This is a genomic window from Streptomyces sp. NPDC054872 (assembly GCF_053610705.1).
The window spans coordinates 18,373-36,635 of the sequence record NZ_JBSGYY010000013.1 but is presented as its reverse complement, the minus strand read 5'-3'; the positions used below and the strand labels follow the sequence as shown (position 1 = coordinate 36,635).

The window sequence follows — 18,263 nt, the reverse complement described above, 5'->3', positions numbered from 1 at the left end:
CTGCCGGGCGACGTGAGCTATGGGCACTTCGCCGTGCTACGGGGGTCCTCGATGGTGGATCGACCAGTCTCGCAGGACATCGGTCAGCCCTCACAGGGCGAGGAGTGCATCCGCCTCCAGCGCCAGCAGGAGGTCGAGGCGGCCTTCGAGGGTTCGCGGGTCGCGTCCGGTCAGGCTGCGGATACGGTCCAGACGTCCGTAAAGGCCGTTGACGTGCAAATGCAGGGCTTGAGCGGTCTTCTTGTAGTGACCTTGATACTCGATAAGATTGCGCAGTGTGCTCTCTAGGGCACCGTCTGCGTGCTTGGCGTCGTACTCACGCAAGGGAGTGAGGATCGAGCTGAGGTGCTGCAGCAGTTGGGGCTCGGTACTGCTGAGCACCGTGTGGTACGTGGGTAGATCGGCCAGCCGGGCGACGGTGAAGTCATGGCTGGTGCGAGCGAGCACTTGGCTGGTCCGCCGGGCCTCCAGGAGGGCGGTGCGGAGGTTTCCGGCGCTGTGAACCGGGTCGGCCGCCGCAAGTGTGGGGCTGTGCGGCGAAAGGTCGGCGGCGAGGCGGTGACACCAGTCGATCAACGTGCCGGCTGGCTGCCGCCACGCGAGGACGACGACGACGTCCTGCGGGCCGGTGGCGACCATAGCGGGGATCCCGCGCCCGGATAGTGCCGCACCCACAGCCGCGGCCAGCTCGGGCATGGCAGTGTCACCTCGGGAGGAGACCGCCAGGACAGCCAGGGCCTCGCTCGCGTCCAGGCCGAAGGCGGCGAGACGGCGCGTGATGTCGGGGGTCGAGCCGGTCCCGGAGACGATCATGTCGATCAGCTCATGGGCGAAACGTTCTTCGCTTGCACGGACCGCCTGGCGGCGGGCGATGTCCAGGACCAGGAAGTGGGCCGCCTGACTCAGCGCGCTCTGCTGCGCCGCGGAGAGGTCGGCGGCGGACCGCAGGCAGAGCAGGGCCGCCTCGGGTTGGCCGAATGCGCCTACCGGCAAGAGGGTGGCGGTGCCTGCGCCAAGCACGAGTTCCAGGGGCGGCGGTTTGCGGGCCAGGGCAGTCATGGTGACTGTGCGGTCGTCTGCCGTCAGAGAGATGCCGGCCTCCGCGAGGAGCGCGCCAGTTCGGTCCACGAGTGCGAGCGGCAGTTTCGGGTGCTCGCGCCGCAGTACGCGCAGCACACCCTCGGCGCCGTGCTCCGCCGCGAGCGTATCCGCGAATGTCTCCGCGCGTCGCAGGGTGGCGATCAGCGGGCTGCGGCGGTCATCGGAGAGGACGTTGGCGGCAGCATGCGTCACTGCGGCGAAAGGAACCTCGATCGGTAGCTGCAGCAAGAGCAGGTCGGCCTTGCGGCAGGCATCGATCAAAGGCGGCGGGGTCTCAGGAGTCGTGTCGAGGAGCCCGAAGACGATGCCCCGGGCACCGGCCGCGCAGCACGCCTCGACGAAGGCCGCGGGTGCCACTTCTGGCATCCACAGCCCGTTGGTCATGACCAACTCCGAGCGACCGATGTAGCCGGAAGGATCCGGCAGCTCAGTGGTGTGCACCCAGGAGAGCTCGGTCTCCAGAGCCTCGGGAGGGCCGGTGACAAGTACCGAAAGTCCCAGTTCACGGACTGCCACAAGGGCGCCGACGGTGAGCACAGTAGATGTACCTCCACTTCTTTGCCCCCATACGAGAGTCGATTCTCCTCTGGGACGGCACGATGCGAAATGGTTCTCTGAGGTGGCCGCTGAAAAGTCCTCCAGGAGGTTCTCATGAATACGGCCCCCCGCTCCCTCAGACCCGACACACAGGAAACGGAGTCCGCACTGCCGCGAAGCTTTGACGCCCACGGCGTGGAACCCGTCCCGGAAAGCGGCCGGGATTCCTCGCCGCGGGACCAGTGGTGGATCTGGGTGGGCGCCAATGTGGCGCCGATCAACTGGGTTCTCGGGGCGCTGGGAATCACCCTGGGACTCAATCTGGTGGAGACCCTGATCGTCATTTCCGTCGGGAATATCGTGGGATGCGCCGTGTTCGGGCTCTTCAACATGATGGGCCACCGGACCGGCGTCAACCAGATGGTGCTCGGCCGTGCCACCTTCGGGCGCAAAGGCGCGATCATCCCCGGGGTGATGCAGGGCTTGCTCACCATGGGGTGGGTGGGTGTGAACACCTGGGTGGTCCTCGACCTCGCCGTCGCCCTCCTCGGCAAAATCGGCATTCACGGCGGCGAAGGACTGAAGTACGCGATTGCTGCCGTGGTCATGGCCGCGCAGCTCGGCCTGGCCGTCTTCGGCTTTTACGCCATCCGCACATTCGAGCGGTGGACCGTCCCGGCGACCGTGCTGGTGATGGCGGTCATGACGGTGCTGTCACTTACTCAGGCGGATCTGAACTGGACCTCCGGAACCGCAGAGAGCGGCACGGATAAAGTCACCGCCATCACCCAGCTTCTGACCGCGATCGGGATTGGCTGGGGAATCAGCTGGGTGCCCTACTCTGCGGACTACTCACGGTTCGTTCCGTCCCGCTATTCCGGGAAGAGCGTCTTCTGGGCCACAGCGCTCGGGATGTACGTGCCCACGGTCTGGCTGGCCGCACTGGGCGCCTGCCTCGCCACCGCCGGGAAGGGCGGCGACCCCAGCGAGCTCGTCATCAACTCCTTCGGAGTGATGGCCCTCCCCGTCCTTCTGCTGATCATGCACGGTCCGGTGGCGACCAACATCCTCAACCTCTACTCGTGCGCCCTGGCCGCCCTGTCGGTGGGAGTGCGGGCGGCTCGGTGGAAGGTCACCCTGATCGCCGGCGCGGTCGCCACCGCAGTCCTGCTGGTGTTCATGCAGTCACACAGCTTCGCCGAGTCTTTCGACCACTGGATGACTTCGATCCTGGTCTGGATCAGCCCATGGGCCGCCGTCATGCTGACGGAATTCTTCATCCTGCGCCACGGCCGGCTCGATGTGGCGGAGCTGTACAACGGCCACGGTCCGGCCTGGCGCTGGCGCGCGCTCGTGGCACTCGCGGCGGGCATCGTAGCCGCGTGGTCCTGGCAGTACGGACTGGTGCCGATCATGCAGGGCCCCCTTGCCCGGAGCATGCACAACACCGACTTCTCCTGGCTGTCGGGCGCAGTGGTCGCGGGAGGACTGCACTACCTCCTCACCCGCCAGGAGCAACGTAGCGCCCGTAACCGGCGCACCACTGCCCGCTGACGGATCGCCGCGGCTGCGCTGCAGCCAGCCCGGAGGCGGCTGCAGGCGCCGCCGAAGGTCATCGTTCGCAGCAACGGAGAAACCTAATGACTGATGCACCCACCATCACGGTGCCCGCAGGCGGCGTGGGAACCTTCCGTGTCCACGCCGGCCAGACCTTCAGCATCATCGATTCAGACGGCGGCCAAGTCGGCGACCTCTTCGCGTTCTCAGCCGAGGACCCAGAGGAGTGGCTCAGCGCCTCGCACACCCGCGCCGCTGTCTCCCGACTCTTCCCCGAGCCCGGAGAGCAGTTCTTCACCACCCGACGACGCCCCATCCTGACTTTCCGTCAGGACCAGTCGCCAGGACGACACGACATGCTGATCGCAGCGTGCGACGCGGAGCGGTACACCGCTCTCAGCCGGCCAGGCCACCCGTCCTGCGCCCAGAACCTCCTCTCGGGCCTCGCACGCGAAGGGTTCGACACGCGTGTCGTACCGCAACCTGTCAACGTCTTCATGGACGTCCGGCCGGGCGCCACGGGAGAGCTGGCATGGACGCCAGCCTCCACCAAGCCGGGAGACTTCGTCGTCTTCGAAGCAGCCATCGACTGCCTGGTGGTCCTCTCGGCCTGCCCCCAAGACATCGCACCCGTCAACCGCGGTGGCCCCTCGCCTTTGATGGTCACCCTCGGAAACGATGCGTCCTCGTAGCGGACGCCGGCCCTCGACGCGTTGTGCCGAACCTTCTTCTGCCCTGCACCACCTGATCACGCACATGGAGAATGCCATGCCCCACCCGGCTCTGCAGCCGTTCGACCTTGCAGCAACGACGCTGCCCAACCGGCTGGTCGTCGCCCCGATGACCCGAGTCTCCGCAGAGGAGGACGGCACTCCCACCACGGAGATGGCCGACTATTACGCCCGCTACGCACAGGGCGGCTTCGGCGTCGTCATCACCGAAGGCGTCTACACCGACGATGCCTACAGCCAGGGCTACCTGAACCAGCCCGGCATCATTACCGACCGGCATGCGAAGGCTTGGGGCCCGATCAGCGACGCCATACGCCAGGCCGGCGCCCAGCCGGTGATGCAGCTCATGCACGCGGGAGCGCTGTCCCAGGGCAACCGCCACCGCGGCTCGACGGCCGGCCCTTCCGCCGTCCGCCCCCTCAGGGGGATGATGGAGGCCTATGGCGGCAGCGGGCCGTGGCCGGTCCCGAACGCCATGACGGCCAAGGACATCGAACGGGTGGTCAAGGGGTTCGTCACCTCCGCGCTTGCCGCGAAGGCGGCCGGATTCACCGGAGTTGAGGTCCACGCCGCCAACGGCTACCTCCTCGACCAGTTCCTGACGCCCTACACGAACACCCGCGACGACGCATTCGGCGGAAGCGTCACCAATCGGGTCCGGCTCACCGTCTCCGTTATCGCAGCTATTCGCCGCGCCATTGCCGATCCCGGGTTCTGGGTCGGCGTACGCCTGTCGCAAGGCAAGGTCAACGACCATGGCTACCGATGGGAGCAGGGGGCCGAGGAAGCCGCGCTCATCTTCGCCAGCGTCAGCGATGCCACCTATCTTCACATCGCCGGTGAAGGTTCCGGATGGGAAGAGGGAGCGCTTCTGGACAACGGCGAGACCATCACCGCCCTGGCACGCAGAGTGACCCAGAAGCCGGTCATCGCCAACGGCAATCTGGCGGAGGCGGACCTTGCGGCCCGAGTGCTCACGGAAGGCCACACCGATCTGATCGCCCTCGGACGCAGCGCCCTGGCCAACCCCGACTACCCGGCCAAGCTCGCCCGCGGCACCGAACCGACCGTGTTCGACCCCGCCATGCTTAGCCCCAAGGTGACGATCTCCAACGCCACGAGCTGGCACGCCCAAAACTCCGTGTCGTCCACAGCGTAGGTCCGACCTGACGAACGTAGCGTGCTGGGTCGCTGGTTCATCCGTGATGTGCCGTCAGGTGCTGACGTGGGCGGTGACTGAACCGTTGGCGGCTCCGCCACGGAGGGTCCGACCGGCGTGGGATTGTTCAGCGGGACGCTGAGGACGCTGTCCACACGGACGGCGACGCTTCCGTCATTGGTCCGCCGACGCCGGTCGGGGTCGGCGGGTCGAAGGCAGCCGGTTCCTCCCGCGGGAAATGCGTCAGGATCTTCCGCGGGGCGTCAGAGCTTCGCCGCGCTTCGTGGACAGTCTTCCCGGGCCCGTACCGCTCAGGCAACTCCTGGTAGTGGCCCAATGCTGAGCTGAGGGGGCAACGCGGCTTCATGGCCTGGGCTTTGATCGACTTCCCCGCGCAGTCTCACCCAGATGCATTTTCCGTCCCGGGTATAACGGGAGCCCCAGCCGCCGTTCATCGCCGCCGCCATTTCACCGATCATCATCAGGCCACGACCGCTCTCCTCCATGAGTCGAATGGGCTCCATGCGAGGCATGGATTGGCTGCCGTCATAGACCTCGATGACTACATCGCCGTCCAGATGAAGCAGGCGCAGTCGCAAGGGACCGTGCTCCGTGTGGCGGATTACGTTGCCGACCAGCTCACTCACCACGAGCTCGGCAGTGAACTCGAGGTCTTCTCTGCCCCAGTCGCAGATCTGGGCCAAGGTCTTCTTACGGGCGTCGCTGGCAGATCTGGGGTCCCACGAAAGCTCCCAGGCCGCCACCCTCTCCTGGGGCACGCGTGTCAGGCGCGCGAGGAGCACCGCAGCATCCCCTTCGCGACTCTCATCCGTTGTCAGATCTGCGAGGGCGTCACACACCTCGTTCAATGAAGAATCGCCCTGGGACGTGCAGGCACGCTCCAACAGGGGCGCGACCTCGGAGACCGGACGTCCGCTGTCGGTCGGTCTACCGCTGAAGCCCGTGGTGGACAGGCCCAGAAGGGTTCCGTCCGGCGCATCGACCTGGGTGATCTCGTAGGCCAATGGGGAGGCACCAAGCCCAGGGCCGACCTGCAGGTCGGCAAGCTCGGCCGACCGATCTGGGGCCGCCAGCACAGGTGGTTGGTGATCCGCGCTCACCAAAGACAAGCAGCCGGTCGTGGCGTCGTACAGCGCAAGCAGGAGACGCACTTTAAGGTCTCCGGCGAGCGCTGAGGTGACAACCTCGCTCTCCCCGAGTCGGGCCATCAGTTCGGCCAGTGGGTAATCCAGCCCGGCCAGTTCCGCCACCGTGGCACGCAGCTGGCCCATCGTGATGGCCTCGCTGAGTCCACCGCCGGTCACGCTGCCACTTACCAGGATCACCCGCCCGCCGGACAGCTGGACCGCGTCGTACCAGGAGCCGCCGATCTCGGTGGACCGCCCCGTCATATGGCGAGCGGCGACCGTCACCGCCACCAGCTCCGGCAGGGCCTTTGGCTTGAGGGACCGCCACAGCTCCTGGGTTCGCGCTTGTTCGATCTCTTCAGCACGCTTACGTTCGGTAATGTCCTCGAGCATTACCGTCACGTACTCGCCGACCTGTGCGGCGCGGGCGGAGTAAGCCACCATCGCACCCGTCTCGGGCTCTCTCAGGATCTGCAACTCTTGCGTAATGGCGGTACCGCCGGCCGCGCGGGCGCGTGCCAACATTTCCTGCAACCCGAGTCCTGCCAGCGCTTCGTCGACCTCCCACGGCACCGCGCCGACGATGGTCACGCCTCGGGCCGCGCCCTGATTTCGCATGACCATGTTGCCCCACGCCACCCGGTTGTCCATGGACATCGCAAAGACAGGGTCCGGATGGAGTTCCTGAAGGGTGGTCAGCCACTCCAGTTTGCCGCGCCGCAGCGTGACGTCTGCCAGGGTTCCGTACGCCCTGTCAGCCACATCGTTATCGGGATGAATGAATTGGCCGCGCTGCTCCATCCAATGGACCTGGCCCTTCGCATCCAGCACGCGATACTCGAGCGCACATGTCTCCCGCGTATCCACCGCTCGCCTGGTCTCCGCAAGCACCGCCCTACGGTCGTCCGGATGAATACGCGCCAGCCATGTCTCAGGCCGGTGATCCCAGGTATGCGGAGTCAGTCCTGCCAGACTCACCAGGTCCTCACCGATGTCGTCCATTGTCACGCCGGTGGCGTTCTGCCACTCCCAAGTGCCTACCTGACCGGTCGCCAATGCCCGACGACGCCGGTTGGAACCATGGTCATCGCGCCACAGCTGCGGTCTGCCGACGCACTTTGCCCGGACCTGCGCCAATCGTCGGCCGATGACCGAGGAAAGTTCTGCTGCGTATTCCTGTCGATCCGAGGACGGCTCCCCTCCCAGCAGGGTAGAAATTGTCCCCACGAGGCGATCTTCGATCAGCAGGGGAGCGGAGAATGCTCCCACGGTGTTCCATCCCGCAGGCGGATCCTCCGAGGCGTCATGTGCTGGAGCGGGGGCGGAAGGCCAGGCCCCTGCCCACGCCACCTCCTTGTGGAGTGCGGCCCTCCCGGGAGCCGATTCATCCACGAACTGCAGATGTTCCCATCGCCGCACGACTGCCGCGGGCAGACCCGTAGTTGCCACCAGGCGCAGAGAGCCGCCGCTTTCCTGCGGCTCGGAGAGGTGTGCCAGACCGCCAAGCCCACCGAGTGCGATCACGATGTGCTGCAGGGCCAGCCCCAACAGGGCATTTTCGTCCAGCTCCGTAGACGTCTCGAGCAGGTGACGGCGCAGACGGTCGTCCTCGCCTGTCATCTGGAGCCCCTGGCGGCGGTCGCTGTCGGCTTCGTGTCCGGCGCAGAGCCGGTCGAACTGTGGAAGGGACCGAAAGGAGAGCAACTCATTGCACGTTCCTCCCGCCGGAACTCTCGCTGAAGCGAGGCCTGCAGCATCTCTTGACAAGCTTTTGCGCGCGCATACACCGGACGGCATGCGAGGCGCTGAGCCTTCTTTTCCATTTAACGCTGCCCAGTGGCTAAGGGCCACAACAACCTCGTGGCCCCCCACTGGCGCCGAGGCTCGGTTCCCGGCGAGAAGTATCAGGGTGCGTGACCGACGCCGCCGTTCGCGGGCGCGGTGGGCCCTTGTGATCGGCCCAGCGGGCTGCGCCGACTGCCTCGCCTGCCCAAACCCTTCATTTTTCGAGCCCGACGCCTGCACGACCTAGGTCTACGGGAGTAACGATCGATCGTACGGTCACGACTGTCGACCGAGTCGGCGAGGCGTTGGTGAAACGTGGAGGAGCGCTAAGCCCTTCAGGACAAGCCAGGCCCGAAGTGCCACCTTGGTCGACATCGAGACTCTCTGCAATCAACGGTGGCGTCTGGTCACCACGCGAATGCGAGAAGAGAGTTGGCATGTCTGCGTCATATACCGGTGGCGGCTTCAGTAGGGAAAAGAACAGTGGTTCGTAGCGAATTGGCACCGGAGGACAGGAGAGATCCACAAGCAGGCACAAGTTACGGGCCCCGCTACACCGAGCTGATGACAGCACGCAGGTCGCGTACGCGCTCTAGCCGGACGCCTCAGGCTGTGAACGGTGCCAGGGCGTCGCTCCGGAAGCCCTTTCTGCAATGCGTGAGGCAATCACGGAGTCTTTCCCGGAGATTCGCTGCCATCTGGTCGATGATCTTCTTGCGGAGCCGCTCGACCCGCCCGCGTCAGCCGACAAGGAGGAGGCTGAAGCCTGTGATCCCGGGCACAGCTGATCGCTGCATGTCACAGCCTCTGGGGGTGTCCCTGTCTCAGGGGGCATGACGAACACAGAGAAGACCTCGGTGCTGGTCACCGGTGGCAACAAGGGACTGGGTTTTGAAACGGCCAGGCGGCTCGGCAAGCTCGGCTGGACGGTCTTCCTCGGCTCGCGTGACGAGGACCGCGGCCGCGCGGCAGCCGACAAACTGGCTGCCGACGGCTTGCACGTGGTGATGGTTCCGCTCGACGTGACCTCACACGCGTCGGTCGCGGCGGCGGTCCAGCTAGTCCGTGCGCATACGGACCACCTCGACGTACTGATCAACAATGCCGGCACCCCGGGACGCGTCGTGCCGCCCGCGGACGCGACAGTCGAGGACATCCACCCGGCCTTCGACACCAATGTGTACGGGCCCGTCCGGGTCACACACGCGTTCCTTCCTCTGTTGGAGGCGGCGGACCACCCGCGCGTGGTAATGGTGTCTAGCGCGGGCGGCTCATTCAGCGTGGTGACCGACCCGGGGCAGCCGATCTCGAAGATGCACGAGCTTGCGTACAGCACCTCCAAGGCGGCGCTGAACATGATCACCGTCCGGTATGCGCAGGCGCTTCCGAGGATCAAGTTCAACGTCACCACGCCCGGCGAAGTCGCGAACCGCGCCTTCGCCGCGACCGACATGAATAACCACACCGGTGCGCTCACGGTCACCGAGGGCACCGATTCGATCGTTCGTCTGGCGACGCTCGGCCCGGACGGGCCGACCGGGACCTTCAGCGACCGCCTCGGCCCCGTCGAATGGTGACCACCGCCGCGGCGGCAACCCGGCACTCGCGTTGGCCCGGAGGGAACGAACTGGCACGGAGCGTGGTAGCCGTTTCGCAGGGCGGGCGCGCACCGAGGGGCGTCGGTACGAAGTGCGGATGAGAAGGAGGGATTGGTCGTGAGCCGAGCGGAGGAATTCGAAGAGCTGCGGTCACTGCTGTTCTCGATCGCGTACCGGATCCTCGGCAGTGTGACCGAGGCCGAGGATGTCGTCCAGGAAACATGGCTTCGCTGGGAGTCGTGCAAAGTCCGAGTCGAGTCGCCGAAGGCATACCTGTCTACGGTGGTGACCCGGATCGCGATCAACGTCCTGCAGTCGGCCCGGATGCGGCGGGAGGCCTACGTGGGCCCTTGGTTTCCCGAGCCGTTGCTGAGCGATCCCTACCAGGACCCAGAACGCTCGGCTGAGTTGGCCGACTCGGTGTCGATGGCGGCACTGCTGCTCCTCGAACGCCTCAGCCCTCTGGAGCGGGCGGTGTTCGTGCTGCGCGACGTCTTCGCGTTCGACTTCGAAGCGATCGCTGCGGCGGTAGGCCGGTCGGAGGCGGCGTGTCGGCAGCTCGCCGTACGAGCTCGGCGCCATATGTCCGAAGGGCGGCCGCGTTTCGACGCGGACCGACGCGAGCGCGACGAACTGGCGGAGCGATTCTTCGACGCGCTCCGAGAAGGAGACGTCGACGGTCTGCGTGAGCTGCTCGCCGCGGATGTGGCCATGGCCGGCGACGGCGGTGGCAAGAGCCCGAATGTGGCCAGGACCGTCATGGGCGCCGACAACGTGGCCCGCTTGTTCGCCGCGTACTTCCCTCGACTGGCACTCATCGACGTGACGTGGCAGCCGGTCGTCCTGAACGGTCAGCCGGGAGCGATTTTCCGCGACCGGGACGGCAAGGTGCTGACTGCCATGGTCCTTGACATCGTCGGCGGGCAGATCCAGACAATCCGCTCGGTGACCAATCCCGACAAGCTCGAGCACCTCGGCCCTGTGGCGGACGCCTGGGCGATCAGCCGCGAGGTGAACGATGCGACCCGCACGGCGCGGTCGGAGCCAGAGAGTTAGCAGTGAGTGCTCGACCGAGAGCTCGACGCACGGGGCCGACGACCTGTCAGCGAGGACAACGGCCGTAACCGGCGTACCGGGCGGGAGCACACCACGAACGCGGACAGCGGAGGGCTGGTCGCTCACCGCTCAGGCCGCACCATCATCCCCTAATACAGCCTGCGGGATCGTTCCTCGCATCATCGCTGACCGGCGCGCGACAGCGTCCCACCGGCGGCTGATTCGCCGTCGATTCTCGCGACACCACACTCACTTCACACAAGACCGGGAACCACTACCATGAACCTCTCACTTTGGATCGCCGCCGGACTACTGGCCGCGGTCGCCCTGGCGGGCGGCACCACCAAGACCTTCGTCCCCAAGGCGAAACTGGCCACGCAGTCCGGCGCGGAATGGACGCAGCATTCAGGCGCCGGCTTCATCAAGACCCTCGGAGTCCTCGAACTCCTGGCCGCGGTCGGTCTGATCCTGCCTGCCGTGCTCGACATCGCACCCGTCATGGTGCCGGTGACGGCCGTCTGCTGGGTCGCCCTGATGTTCGGCGCCATGATCACCCACGGTCGCCTGGGCCAGTCCAAGCTGGTGGCGGTCAACGCCGTCTATCTCGTGCTTGCCGTCTTCATCGCGTGGGGCCGTTTCGGTCCATGGCCCCTCGGCAGTTGACAGAGGCCGCCGGTCTCCCGCAATGAGGCCGGCGGTTCAGCCTGATCGTTTGGTCGGGAAGCCGTGGGCGCGGGTGCCGACGACGACGATCAAGGCCGGCACCACAAGGGCCAGAACGCTCCAGGGGAACGACGCGGGACCGAATAGTTCGAGCAGGGCACCACCGACGACACCGCCGCCGGCCATGGCTGCGTTCCACAGGGTGACGAGCATCGCCTGCGCCGCATCGGCCTTGTCACCCCCGGCCTGTCCGGCAGCCGTCTGCAGGAGCGTCGGCACACCACCCCATCCGAGGCCCCACAGCAGTGCAGCGACGTAGACCAGCGCGGGGCTGTTGGCCGGCACCGCGAGGACGGCGGCGGCCGCACCGACGAGAAGCACGCTGGTGATGGTCAGGCTGCGCAACCGGCGCTGGATGAACGTCCCGGTGATCCAGATGCTCAGCAGTGAGGCGCCACCGAAGACAAGTAGCACCAGGTCGGTGCTGTCGGCCATTTGGACGTCGGCCAGAAACGCAGCGATGTAGGCATAGAGGATGGTGTGGGCCAATACGAAGACCAGCGTCACGAAGAGAACCGGAGCGACGCCGGGGACGCGCAGTGCCCGACGCATCGGGGTGGAGTGTTCCTGGCGCCGCCCGGGATAGTCCGGCACGGCAGCAATGATCCACACGATCAGGGCGACAGTGAGGGCACTCATGACCAGGAAGGCCGCCTGCCATGTTAGGGCTTGGCCCAGGAAGGTGCCTGCGGGGACGCCCAGGGAGAGGGCGATTGGAATGCCCGACATTGCAATGGCTATGGCCTTGCCCTCCAGACCGGCCGGGACCATGCGGCGGGCGTAGCCGGCCAGCAGGGCCCAGGCCAGGCCCGCGGCCATACCGGCCACAAATCGGGCGGCCATAGTCAGGGGATAGCAGGTAGACAGGGCCGTGACAGTATTCGCGATTCCGAATCCTGCGATGGTGGTCAGCAACAGGATCTTGCGGCGCCATCTGGCGGTGGCTGCCGTGAGCGGAATGGCGGTAAGCGCAGTGCCGAGCGCGTAGATCGTGACCGTCTGCCCCGTGGTGGACTCACTGACGTGCAGGTCGGTGCCCATCTCGGTCAGGAGCCCGGCGGGAAGCGTCTCCGTCAGGCTGGTGATGAACACCGCCATGGCCAGCGCGAGCAGCGCCGCCATGGGAAGCCTCTGTTTCCGGTTCCGTGCGTCGGAACCGAGGGGCAACTGCTTTGTCGTCATGGCGATATGCTCGAACCCTCACATTGATGTGAGGGTCAATAGGGCGCCATATGAGGTGGACCACATGCTAATCGGTGATCTTTCGCAGCGTACGAACACCAGTCGTAGGCTGCTGCGTTACTACGAAGAGCAGGGGCTCATCGTCGCCGAGCGCTCCCCGAACGGCTACCGCGAATACGACCAGCGCTTCGTGGATCGTGTACTACAGATCCGAGGGCTGCTCGACGCCGGACTGCCGACTCGGATCATCAAACAAATTCTGCCGTGCCTGGACAAGCCACAAGTGATCTACTTCTCGGACGCCACTCCGGAGATGATCGCAACCCTCGAAACAGAGCTGGATCAGATGGACCAGCGCATCGACTGTCTGACCCGCAACCGGGACGCGGTGGCCGAGTACCTGGAATCGGTGCGGGACTACCGCAGTTCCGGGCCCGTCGACGTGTGACTCTGACTCCATGACGGGGAACGTTCGCGGCCGTGCGGCGTGGCCGAGGCGAGTTGGGGCGCGGAGTTGCCGTTCAGGGAGCGTCGGCGATCGTGCAGGACCATCAGCAGTGTCATGCCCATCATCACACCGAGCGCCGCGCCGCCGACCCTTGCGAAGCCACTCACGACGGGGAGTTCGGGGGAAGGCTGCTGCATGTCGGTGAGCGTGAGCAGGTTGTAGATCGCGTACGAGAACAGCATCCCCGACGACACCCAGGCTGCCGCCATCGGCGGGAGAAACCGGCGTGTGCCGCGTTGTGCGGTGAGGACCAGGATGCCCCAGGCCCCGGCGAGGGCCCACAGAGCAGTACTCGACGACAGCATGTGCCACCACAGATCCCGGCGGTCCAATTCGTCGGCGTTCAGACCGAGAGTGCCGCCCACAGCCCAGAAGGTCTTCACACAGGCCAGCAGGGCACAGCCGATGGCGAGCATCCTCGCCAGCAGAATCTGCAGCTGCCGTGAGCCGCCGACAGGCTCGGGGCACACCAGCGGGCCGCCCAGTGCCTCCGGCCAGCGGGCCCTGGCGTAACCGGCAAGGGCCACTGGCAGGCCAACTCCCATCCCGACCAGCGAGAGCATGACGAGGATCTGTTCGTAGACCCAGAACTCCGGCGCGCCGGCCTCTTGGTCGCGGTTCATGGCGGCCGGGCCGAGCACCGGCGCGAGCAGCAGCATCGGCACGAGCAGACCGGTGCCGACCCAGACGGGCAGGGCCACGATCCAGGCCGGCAGGCGCTCCCCCCAGGGCCTGGAGAACGCCAGAGCGAGGATGATGCCGACGGCGGCAAGGAACGCAGTCACCGCGTTGATGGCCCGCCAGTCGGCTCCGCCCATTTCCTCGGTCGGAATAAAGAGACCGAGCGCCCAGACGATTTTTATGAGCAGGTACGGCGTCACCGCTATCGCAGCCGCCAGCCCGCCGATCCGGCGACATTTACCCAACCGGGCGACCGGCTGTCCTGCTCTGTATGCGGTACTGGGTGTCGTGGGACGAGACATGGAAGTCCTCCGGGGTACTTTCTCGGGCCTATGCCCGGTGGGCACTGAGTGCGAGCCAACGGATGCCCGCCCGTTGCGGGGGAGCTCAGGCCGATGTTCCAGCGAGCGGGGCCACCGGGTCCGGTTCCCTCGCAGGACGAAGTCGTGCTCAGCGAGGGGCCGATCGCTCCCCGCGGGCGGCGTCACCCCCAGGAAGGGGCCGTGGCGGTCCGGCGCCGGTAGTAGGCCAGGGCCACCGCGATCAGCAAGGGTGGCCAGGCGAGCAGCGGCCCGTAGCAGAACAGCAGGAACGTGTACTGCGCCGCTGTGCCGGTGCCTTCCAGGCCGACGGCCGTGGAGTGGGAGTAGAAAGCCCAGGAGAGCAGGCCTGCTAGCAACAGTCCGCCCAGCACGGCCGGAATGGTGGCCGCTAGAGGGCGAACACGGCGGCCTCCCAGCAAGGGGATCCACTGCGGCACGACCTCGCCCCACGGCCGCACCAGGCCCAGGGTCAGGAGGGCAAGCCCTTCGGAGACCAGGGCAAGACTGACGACGTACAACGCTTCCCCGGTGTGCGCGAGGGAGATCTCGGACACCGGGAGTCCGGCCGCCAGAGCCAGCCGCCACAATGCCGACGGCAGCGTAACCAGCGGCACGGCATGGGCCGCTAGGGCTGTCCGCCGCGAAACGCCCGGCAGGACCTTCTTCCTGAACATGGAGCCATGCTGGCATCGGCCACCCCATCGGCACCTCATACCGCAGGACTGGTTGCCTCCCCCGCCGGGCGGAGGACGCACCGGCCAGCTCACGTGAGACTACGGCGCCATGACGGTCTCGACCGAGGCGTTCACTCGGCGTCACGCCGACCAACGTCTCCGGTCGACGTCGACATGGAAAGTGGTTCACACATCACGCCCAAGCGAGAGAGAGTCACTCCGAATGCGAAGCGGCTCCGACTCTCGGTCTCCATCATCATTCTCTGGATGCGGCGCTGCACGGTGCGCATGCCCACTCTCAGCTTTCTGCTGATTGCCGCATCGTGCATTCCGGCGCACATGAGTCCGAGTATGCGGAAGTCAAGGTCGTCGGCGCATGGGTGCGGGTAGGAGACTCGCTCTCCGTCCCCCACTCGTATTCTCCGAGAATTCATGCTCTGCCTTCACTAAATGAGAACAGGGTCGGCGGCACCGCGTGCCACGAGTCACACAGCTGCGCAGGGTGGCGCCTTGCCTGCCGTGAGCCGGACCCGGGCAAAGACCGTTTTGCCCCATCGGTGGCAAGTGGTTCCCCACATATCAGACAGTTGATCCACGAGGCCCAGTCCGAATCCCCCATGCCCCCCGCGTTCGGTGATGGGGACGATCGCAAGCGGACCCGCGTCGCCGTCTTTGTCGTCAACCTCGACCGTCCATGCGCTGCCGTCCCAGGTCAGGCGAAGGCCCACGACACCAGCGGTATGTCTGCACGCGTTGGTCACCAGTTCCGAGGTCACCAGCACGGCCGCCTCGACCCCGTCAGGGCCGGACTGGCTGCCCGCAGCCCCCAGCTCGAGCTTTCTCATGGTTTTCACGGCGAATTCGCGCGCAGTGCGTACAGCCATCGGGTCGTCGAGCAGAGAAGCACAGAATTCCGTTGAGGGTTGTATTCCGTTCATGGCCCCGATCCACCTTCCGAGTCGGCGCAATTCCTGGATAGGAGACGGGTCAAGTCCATCACCTCCCCCCCGGTGTTCTCAGTGGCGAACATGTACGTCTTTCACAGCCGTCGGTGGTTGATTCACCACTTGTGGCACGGACCGTCGGATCGCCGGACGGCGCGAACTGGGTTCAGCTCGGCGCCGCGCGTGCCGGTAACCGATGCTTGATGTAACCGGTCGCCGTCTGCCAGGAACTCCGGGCAGATGGCGACCGCGGCGGTCGACCCACTGGTGCGATGACATTCGAGTTCTCGATCATGGTGTTTCCTTCGTCCCCAGGTGTTCAACCCCAAGACACCGCGACATCGTCTGGTGTGACATCGAGTGAGGCAGATCACGCCACGGTCGGGCTGGGGCGCTGGCGATGGGAGGCCGACTGCACCGGGTGCTCGTTGTCACGGCTGGCACAAGTGCGGTCATGGGCAGCGAGAGGAAGGTGTTGCGGACATCCGGTGAGCGGCATCCAAACGACGGCGTCCACGCCGAGGGCGTGGCGAGTGACCAGCAAATGTCGGCGCGCTCTTCACCCCGTGAACTCGCCGCCTACCGCTTCTCCAGCGGAGGCGGGCGGACCGCTAGTGCTCGTGTCACCACGGCAATAGTCACTTCTCCTGGGCGCCGAACAGCCCGCCTGTATCTTCCAACACCTCTGCCGAGGTAATGGTGGCGTTTCTTACCTCGCTCTCGCTGCGTGAGCGCTGGTTTCTTGTCTCCATGACTCCAGCAACACCGGTGTGCGAAAGAATCGACATCCCCGCAGGCGAAGGCAGAGCAGTCTTCGTCGACGCGGGGCAACGGGTAAGAATCACTGACGTCGAGGGCCAGCAGGTCGGCGATGTCTTTGTCTTCACGCGCGACGACGTCCGGGAGCATCACTCCGCATCACATACCCGGGCATACGTCGACCGACTCTTTCCCGCGGTCGGGGAGCAGTTCGTCACGAGCCTGCGACGCCCCATCCTCAGGCTCGTCGAGGACACGTCGCCCGGGCGCCACGACATGCTCATCGCCGCCTGCGACGCCTCTCGCTACGCGGCCCTCGCCGCTCCTTCCGACCACGCTTCCTGCGCGCAGAACATGCACGACGCATTGGCGACCGTGGGGCTGTCCACCGACGTCGTGCCGCAGCCGATCAACATTTTCATGGACATTCCCGTGAGCGAGGACGGCGCCCTTAGTTGGGAGACCTCGACATCCCGGCCAGGGGACAGCATCACGTTCGAGGCGGAGATCGACTGTGTGGTCGTGGTGTCCGCGTGTCCGCAGGACCTCGTGGACATCAACGCCGGCGCACCCACACCTCTCAGACTGCAGATAGAGAACGGAGAAACCTCATGACCACCCTCGGCGCACACCCTGCTCTGGAGCCCGTGAACCTGGCCGGCAGCAAGCTGGCGAACAGGCTCGCCGTCGCTCCGATGACCCGTGTCTCGGCCGGCGAGGACGGCACACCCACCGAGGCGATGGCCCGCTACTACTCGGCCTTCGCCTCGGGCGGCTTCGGCCTGGTCATCACCGAAGGCACCTACACCGATGACCGGTACAGCCAGGGTTACTTGTTCCAGCCGGGGATCGTGGCCGAGTCACACGTCGAAGCGTGGCAGCCGATCGCCGAGTCGATCCATGCCGGCGGTGCCCGTGCGGTCATGCAGTTGATGCACGCGGGTGCGCTCTCCCAGGGGAACCGCTTCCGAACGGACACGGCGGGGCCATCCGCCGTCCCTCCCAAGGGTCAGATGATGCCCGAGTACGGCGGGTCCGGTCCCTGGCCCACTCCGCATGCCATGTCGCACGACGACATCGAGGCAGCAGTGCAGGGATTCGTCGCCGCGGCCCTGAACGCGCAGCGAGCGGGATTCGACGGGGTCGAGGTGCACGCGGCCAACGGTTACCTGCTCGACCAGTTCCTGACGGACTACACGAATCTGCGCAGCGACTCCTATGGTGGCTCCGTGTCGAACCGGATCAGGTTGGCGGCGCAGGTCGTCGAACGCATCCGTACGGGGATTCCCGATGAGGACTTCTGGGTCGGAGTGCGGCTTTCCCAGACCAAGGTCAACGACTTCCAGCACCGCTGGGCCGGTTCCGATGACGCACGCACCGTGTTCAAGTCGCTGGCCGATGCTGGCGCCAGCTATCTGCACATCGCGAGCGAGGGCCGGGACTGGATCGAGACCGCACGACTCGACGACGGGGACACGCTCACGGCTCTGGCGAAGAAGGTGACCGGGCTTCCGGTGATAGCCAACGGTGGCATGCACGACCTGGACCAGGCTGCCCAACTACTCGAGGGAGGCCACGCCGACGTGCTCTCCCTGGGCCGCGGAGCCCTGGCCAACCCCGACCTCCCGAACAGGGTGGCCGCCGGACACGAACTGGAGACATTCGACCACGCGATACTCCAGCCCAGGGCCTCGCTGGACAATGCCGAAAAGTGGCGCTGTTAGGCGAGGGCTTGAGTAAAAGACCCATCCCAAATTCACCGGTCGGCACGGACGTGCCGGCCGGGCCGAAGGAGCC

Annotated in this window: 15 protein-coding genes; 9 read left to right on the top strand and 6 right to left on the bottom strand. The window is 66.0% G+C overall.

Going from position 1 to position 18,263, the window contains the following annotated elements:
* Positions 1 to 90: 90 nt before the first annotated feature.
* Positions 91 to 1,617: a PucR family transcriptional regulator gene (locus ACWGIH_RS17730; RefSeq protein WP_453445445.1), complete on the bottom strand. Its 1,527-nt coding sequence runs from the start codon at positions 1,615 to 1,617 to the stop codon at positions 91 to 93.
* A gap of 135 nt (positions 1,618 to 1,752) precedes the next feature.
* On the opposite strand from ACWGIH_RS17730, the gene ACWGIH_RS17725 reads away from it, so the two are divergent.
* The 3 genes from ACWGIH_RS17725 (at position 1,753) to ACWGIH_RS17715 (ending at position 5,085) form a co-directional block, all read left to right on the top strand.
* Positions 1,753 to 3,192 (top strand): purine-cytosine permease family protein, encoded by a 1,440-nt coding sequence (locus ACWGIH_RS17725; RefSeq protein ID WP_453445269.1) that lies wholly within the window; start codon positions 1,753 to 1,755, stop codon positions 3,190 to 3,192.
* Between the two features lie 86 nt (positions 3,193 to 3,278).
* On the top strand, positions 3,279 to 3,887 hold the full coding sequence (locus tag ACWGIH_RS17720) for a DUF1989 domain-containing protein (protein ID WP_453445267.1): 609 nt from the start codon (positions 3,279 to 3,281) through the stop codon (positions 3,885 to 3,887).
* A 64-nt stretch (positions 3,888 to 3,951) separates the two neighbouring features.
* Complete coding sequence (locus ACWGIH_RS17715) at positions 3,952 to 5,085, top strand: oxidoreductase (protein ID WP_453445266.1); 1,134 nt, start codon at positions 3,952 to 3,954, stop codon at positions 5,083 to 5,085.
* Positions 5,086 to 5,396: 311 nt separating this feature from the next.
* Here the strand turns inward: ACWGIH_RS17715 and ACWGIH_RS17710 are convergent, their stop codons facing one another.
* Positions 5,397 to 7,853, bottom strand: coding sequence for an ATP-binding SpoIIE family protein phosphatase (locus ACWGIH_RS17710; RefSeq protein ID WP_453445264.1), 2,457 nt, complete (start codon positions 7,851 to 7,853; stop codon positions 5,397 to 5,399).
* A gap of 998 nt (positions 7,854 to 8,851) precedes the next feature.
* Between ACWGIH_RS17710 and ACWGIH_RS17705 the strand changes: the two genes are divergently transcribed.
* The 3 genes from ACWGIH_RS17705 to ACWGIH_RS17695 all read left to right on the top strand — a co-directional run bounded on the left by ACWGIH_RS17705 (position 8,852) and on the right by ACWGIH_RS17695 (position 11,335).
* On the top strand, positions 8,852 to 9,595 hold the full coding sequence (locus ACWGIH_RS17705; RefSeq protein WP_453445262.1) for an SDR family oxidoreductase: 744 nt from the start codon (positions 8,852 to 8,854) through the stop codon (positions 9,593 to 9,595).
* A gap of 138 nt (positions 9,596 to 9,733) precedes the next feature.
* Complete coding sequence (locus ACWGIH_RS17700; protein WP_453445260.1) at positions 9,734 to 10,672, top strand: RNA polymerase sigma-70 factor; 939 nt, start codon at positions 9,734 to 9,736, stop codon at positions 10,670 to 10,672.
* 279 nt (positions 10,673 to 10,951) lie between these two features.
* The gene (locus tag ACWGIH_RS17695) at positions 10,952 to 11,335 is read left to right on the top strand and encodes a DoxX family protein (protein ID WP_453445259.1); all 384 of its coding nucleotides are present in this window, start codon (positions 10,952 to 10,954) and stop codon (positions 11,333 to 11,335) included.
* Positions 11,336 to 11,371: 36 nt separating this feature from the next.
* Here ACWGIH_RS17695 and ACWGIH_RS17690 read toward each other — a convergent pair whose 3' ends face one another.
* Positions 11,372 to 12,577, bottom strand: coding sequence for an MFS transporter (locus ACWGIH_RS17690; RefSeq protein ID WP_453445257.1), 1,206 nt, complete (start codon positions 12,575 to 12,577; stop codon positions 11,372 to 11,374).
* A gap of 64 nt (positions 12,578 to 12,641) precedes the next feature.
* On the opposite strand from ACWGIH_RS17690, the gene ACWGIH_RS17685 reads away from it, so the two are divergent.
* Positions 12,642 to 13,025, top strand: coding sequence for a MerR family transcriptional regulator (locus ACWGIH_RS17685; protein WP_453445255.1), 384 nt, complete (start codon positions 12,642 to 12,644; stop codon positions 13,023 to 13,025).
* On the opposite strand, the gene ACWGIH_RS17680 is transcribed toward ACWGIH_RS17685, so the two are convergent.
* The 3 genes from ACWGIH_RS17680 to ACWGIH_RS17670 form a co-directional block, all read right to left on the bottom strand.
* Positions 12,995 to 13,966, bottom strand: a complete 972-nt coding sequence (locus ACWGIH_RS17680) for a hypothetical protein (protein ID WP_453445253.1) — start codon at positions 13,964 to 13,966, stop codon at positions 12,995 to 12,997. The genes ACWGIH_RS17685 and ACWGIH_RS17680 overlap by 31 nt on opposite strands.
* Before the next feature lie 284 nt (positions 13,967 to 14,250).
* Positions 14,251 to 14,763: a hypothetical protein gene (locus ACWGIH_RS17675; RefSeq protein ID WP_453445251.1), complete on the bottom strand. Its 513-nt coding sequence runs from the start codon at positions 14,761 to 14,763 to the stop codon at positions 14,251 to 14,253.
* A 485-nt stretch (positions 14,764 to 15,248) separates the two neighbouring features.
* Positions 15,249 to 15,701 (bottom strand): ATP-binding protein, encoded by a 453-nt coding sequence (locus tag ACWGIH_RS17670; protein WP_453445249.1) that lies wholly within the window; start codon positions 15,699 to 15,701, stop codon positions 15,249 to 15,251.
* A 702-nt stretch (positions 15,702 to 16,403) separates the two neighbouring features.
* Here ACWGIH_RS17670 and ACWGIH_RS17665 point away from each other — a divergent pair.
* Together ACWGIH_RS17665 and ACWGIH_RS17660 are read left to right on the top strand one after the other, a co-directional pair.
* On the top strand, positions 16,404 to 17,081 hold the full coding sequence (locus ACWGIH_RS17665) for a DUF1989 domain-containing protein (protein WP_453445247.1): 678 nt from the start codon (positions 16,404 to 16,406) through the stop codon (positions 17,079 to 17,081).
* Positions 17,078 to 18,190 carry an oxidoreductase gene (locus ACWGIH_RS17660; protein WP_453445245.1) on the top strand — a complete coding sequence of 371 codons (1,113 nt, stop codon included), beginning with the start codon at positions 17,078 to 17,080 and terminating at the stop codon, positions 18,188 to 18,190. The genes ACWGIH_RS17665 and ACWGIH_RS17660 overlap by 4 nt, the downstream gene beginning before the upstream one ends.
* Positions 18,191 to 18,263: the final 73 nt, after the last annotated feature.

Coding starts and splice junctions, on each gene's coding strand:
- ACWGIH_RS17725 (WP_453445269.1), top strand. CDS start 1,753: ATGAATACGGCCCCCCGCTCCCTCAGACCCGACACACAGGAAACGGAG.
- ACWGIH_RS17720 (WP_453445267.1), top strand. CDS start 3,279: ATGACTGATGCACCCACCATCACGGTGCCCGCAGGCGGCGTGGGAACC.
- ACWGIH_RS17715 (WP_453445266.1), top strand. CDS start 3,952: ATGGAGAATGCCATGCCCCACCCGGCTCTGCAGCCGTTCGACCTTGCA.
- ACWGIH_RS17710 (WP_453445264.1), bottom strand. CDS start 7,853: ATGACAGGCGAGGACGACCGTCTGCGCCGTCACCTGCTCGAGACGTCT.
- ACWGIH_RS17705 (WP_453445262.1), top strand. CDS start 8,852: ATGACGAACACAGAGAAGACCTCGGTGCTGGTCACCGGTGGCAACAAG.
- ACWGIH_RS17695 (WP_453445259.1), top strand. CDS start 10,952: ATGAACCTCTCACTTTGGATCGCCGCCGGACTACTGGCCGCGGTCGCC.
- ACWGIH_RS17690 (WP_453445257.1), bottom strand. CDS start 12,577: ATGACGACAAAGCAGTTGCCCCTCGGTTCCGACGCACGGAACCGGAAA.
- ACWGIH_RS17685 (WP_453445255.1), top strand. CDS start 12,642: ATGCTAATCGGTGATCTTTCGCAGCGTACGAACACCAGTCGTAGGCTG.
- ACWGIH_RS17675 (WP_453445251.1), bottom strand. CDS start 14,763: ATGTTCAGGAAGAAGGTCCTGCCGGGCGTTTCGCGGCGGACAGCCCTA.
- ACWGIH_RS17670 (WP_453445249.1), bottom strand. CDS start 15,701: ATGAACGGAATACAACCCTCAACGGAATTCTGTGCTTCTCTGCTCGAC.
- ACWGIH_RS17665 (WP_453445247.1), top strand. CDS start 16,404: ATGGTGGCGTTTCTTACCTCGCTCTCGCTGCGTGAGCGCTGGTTTCTT.
- ACWGIH_RS17660 (WP_453445245.1), top strand. CDS start 17,078: ATGACCACCCTCGGCGCACACCCTGCTCTGGAGCCCGTGAACCTGGCC.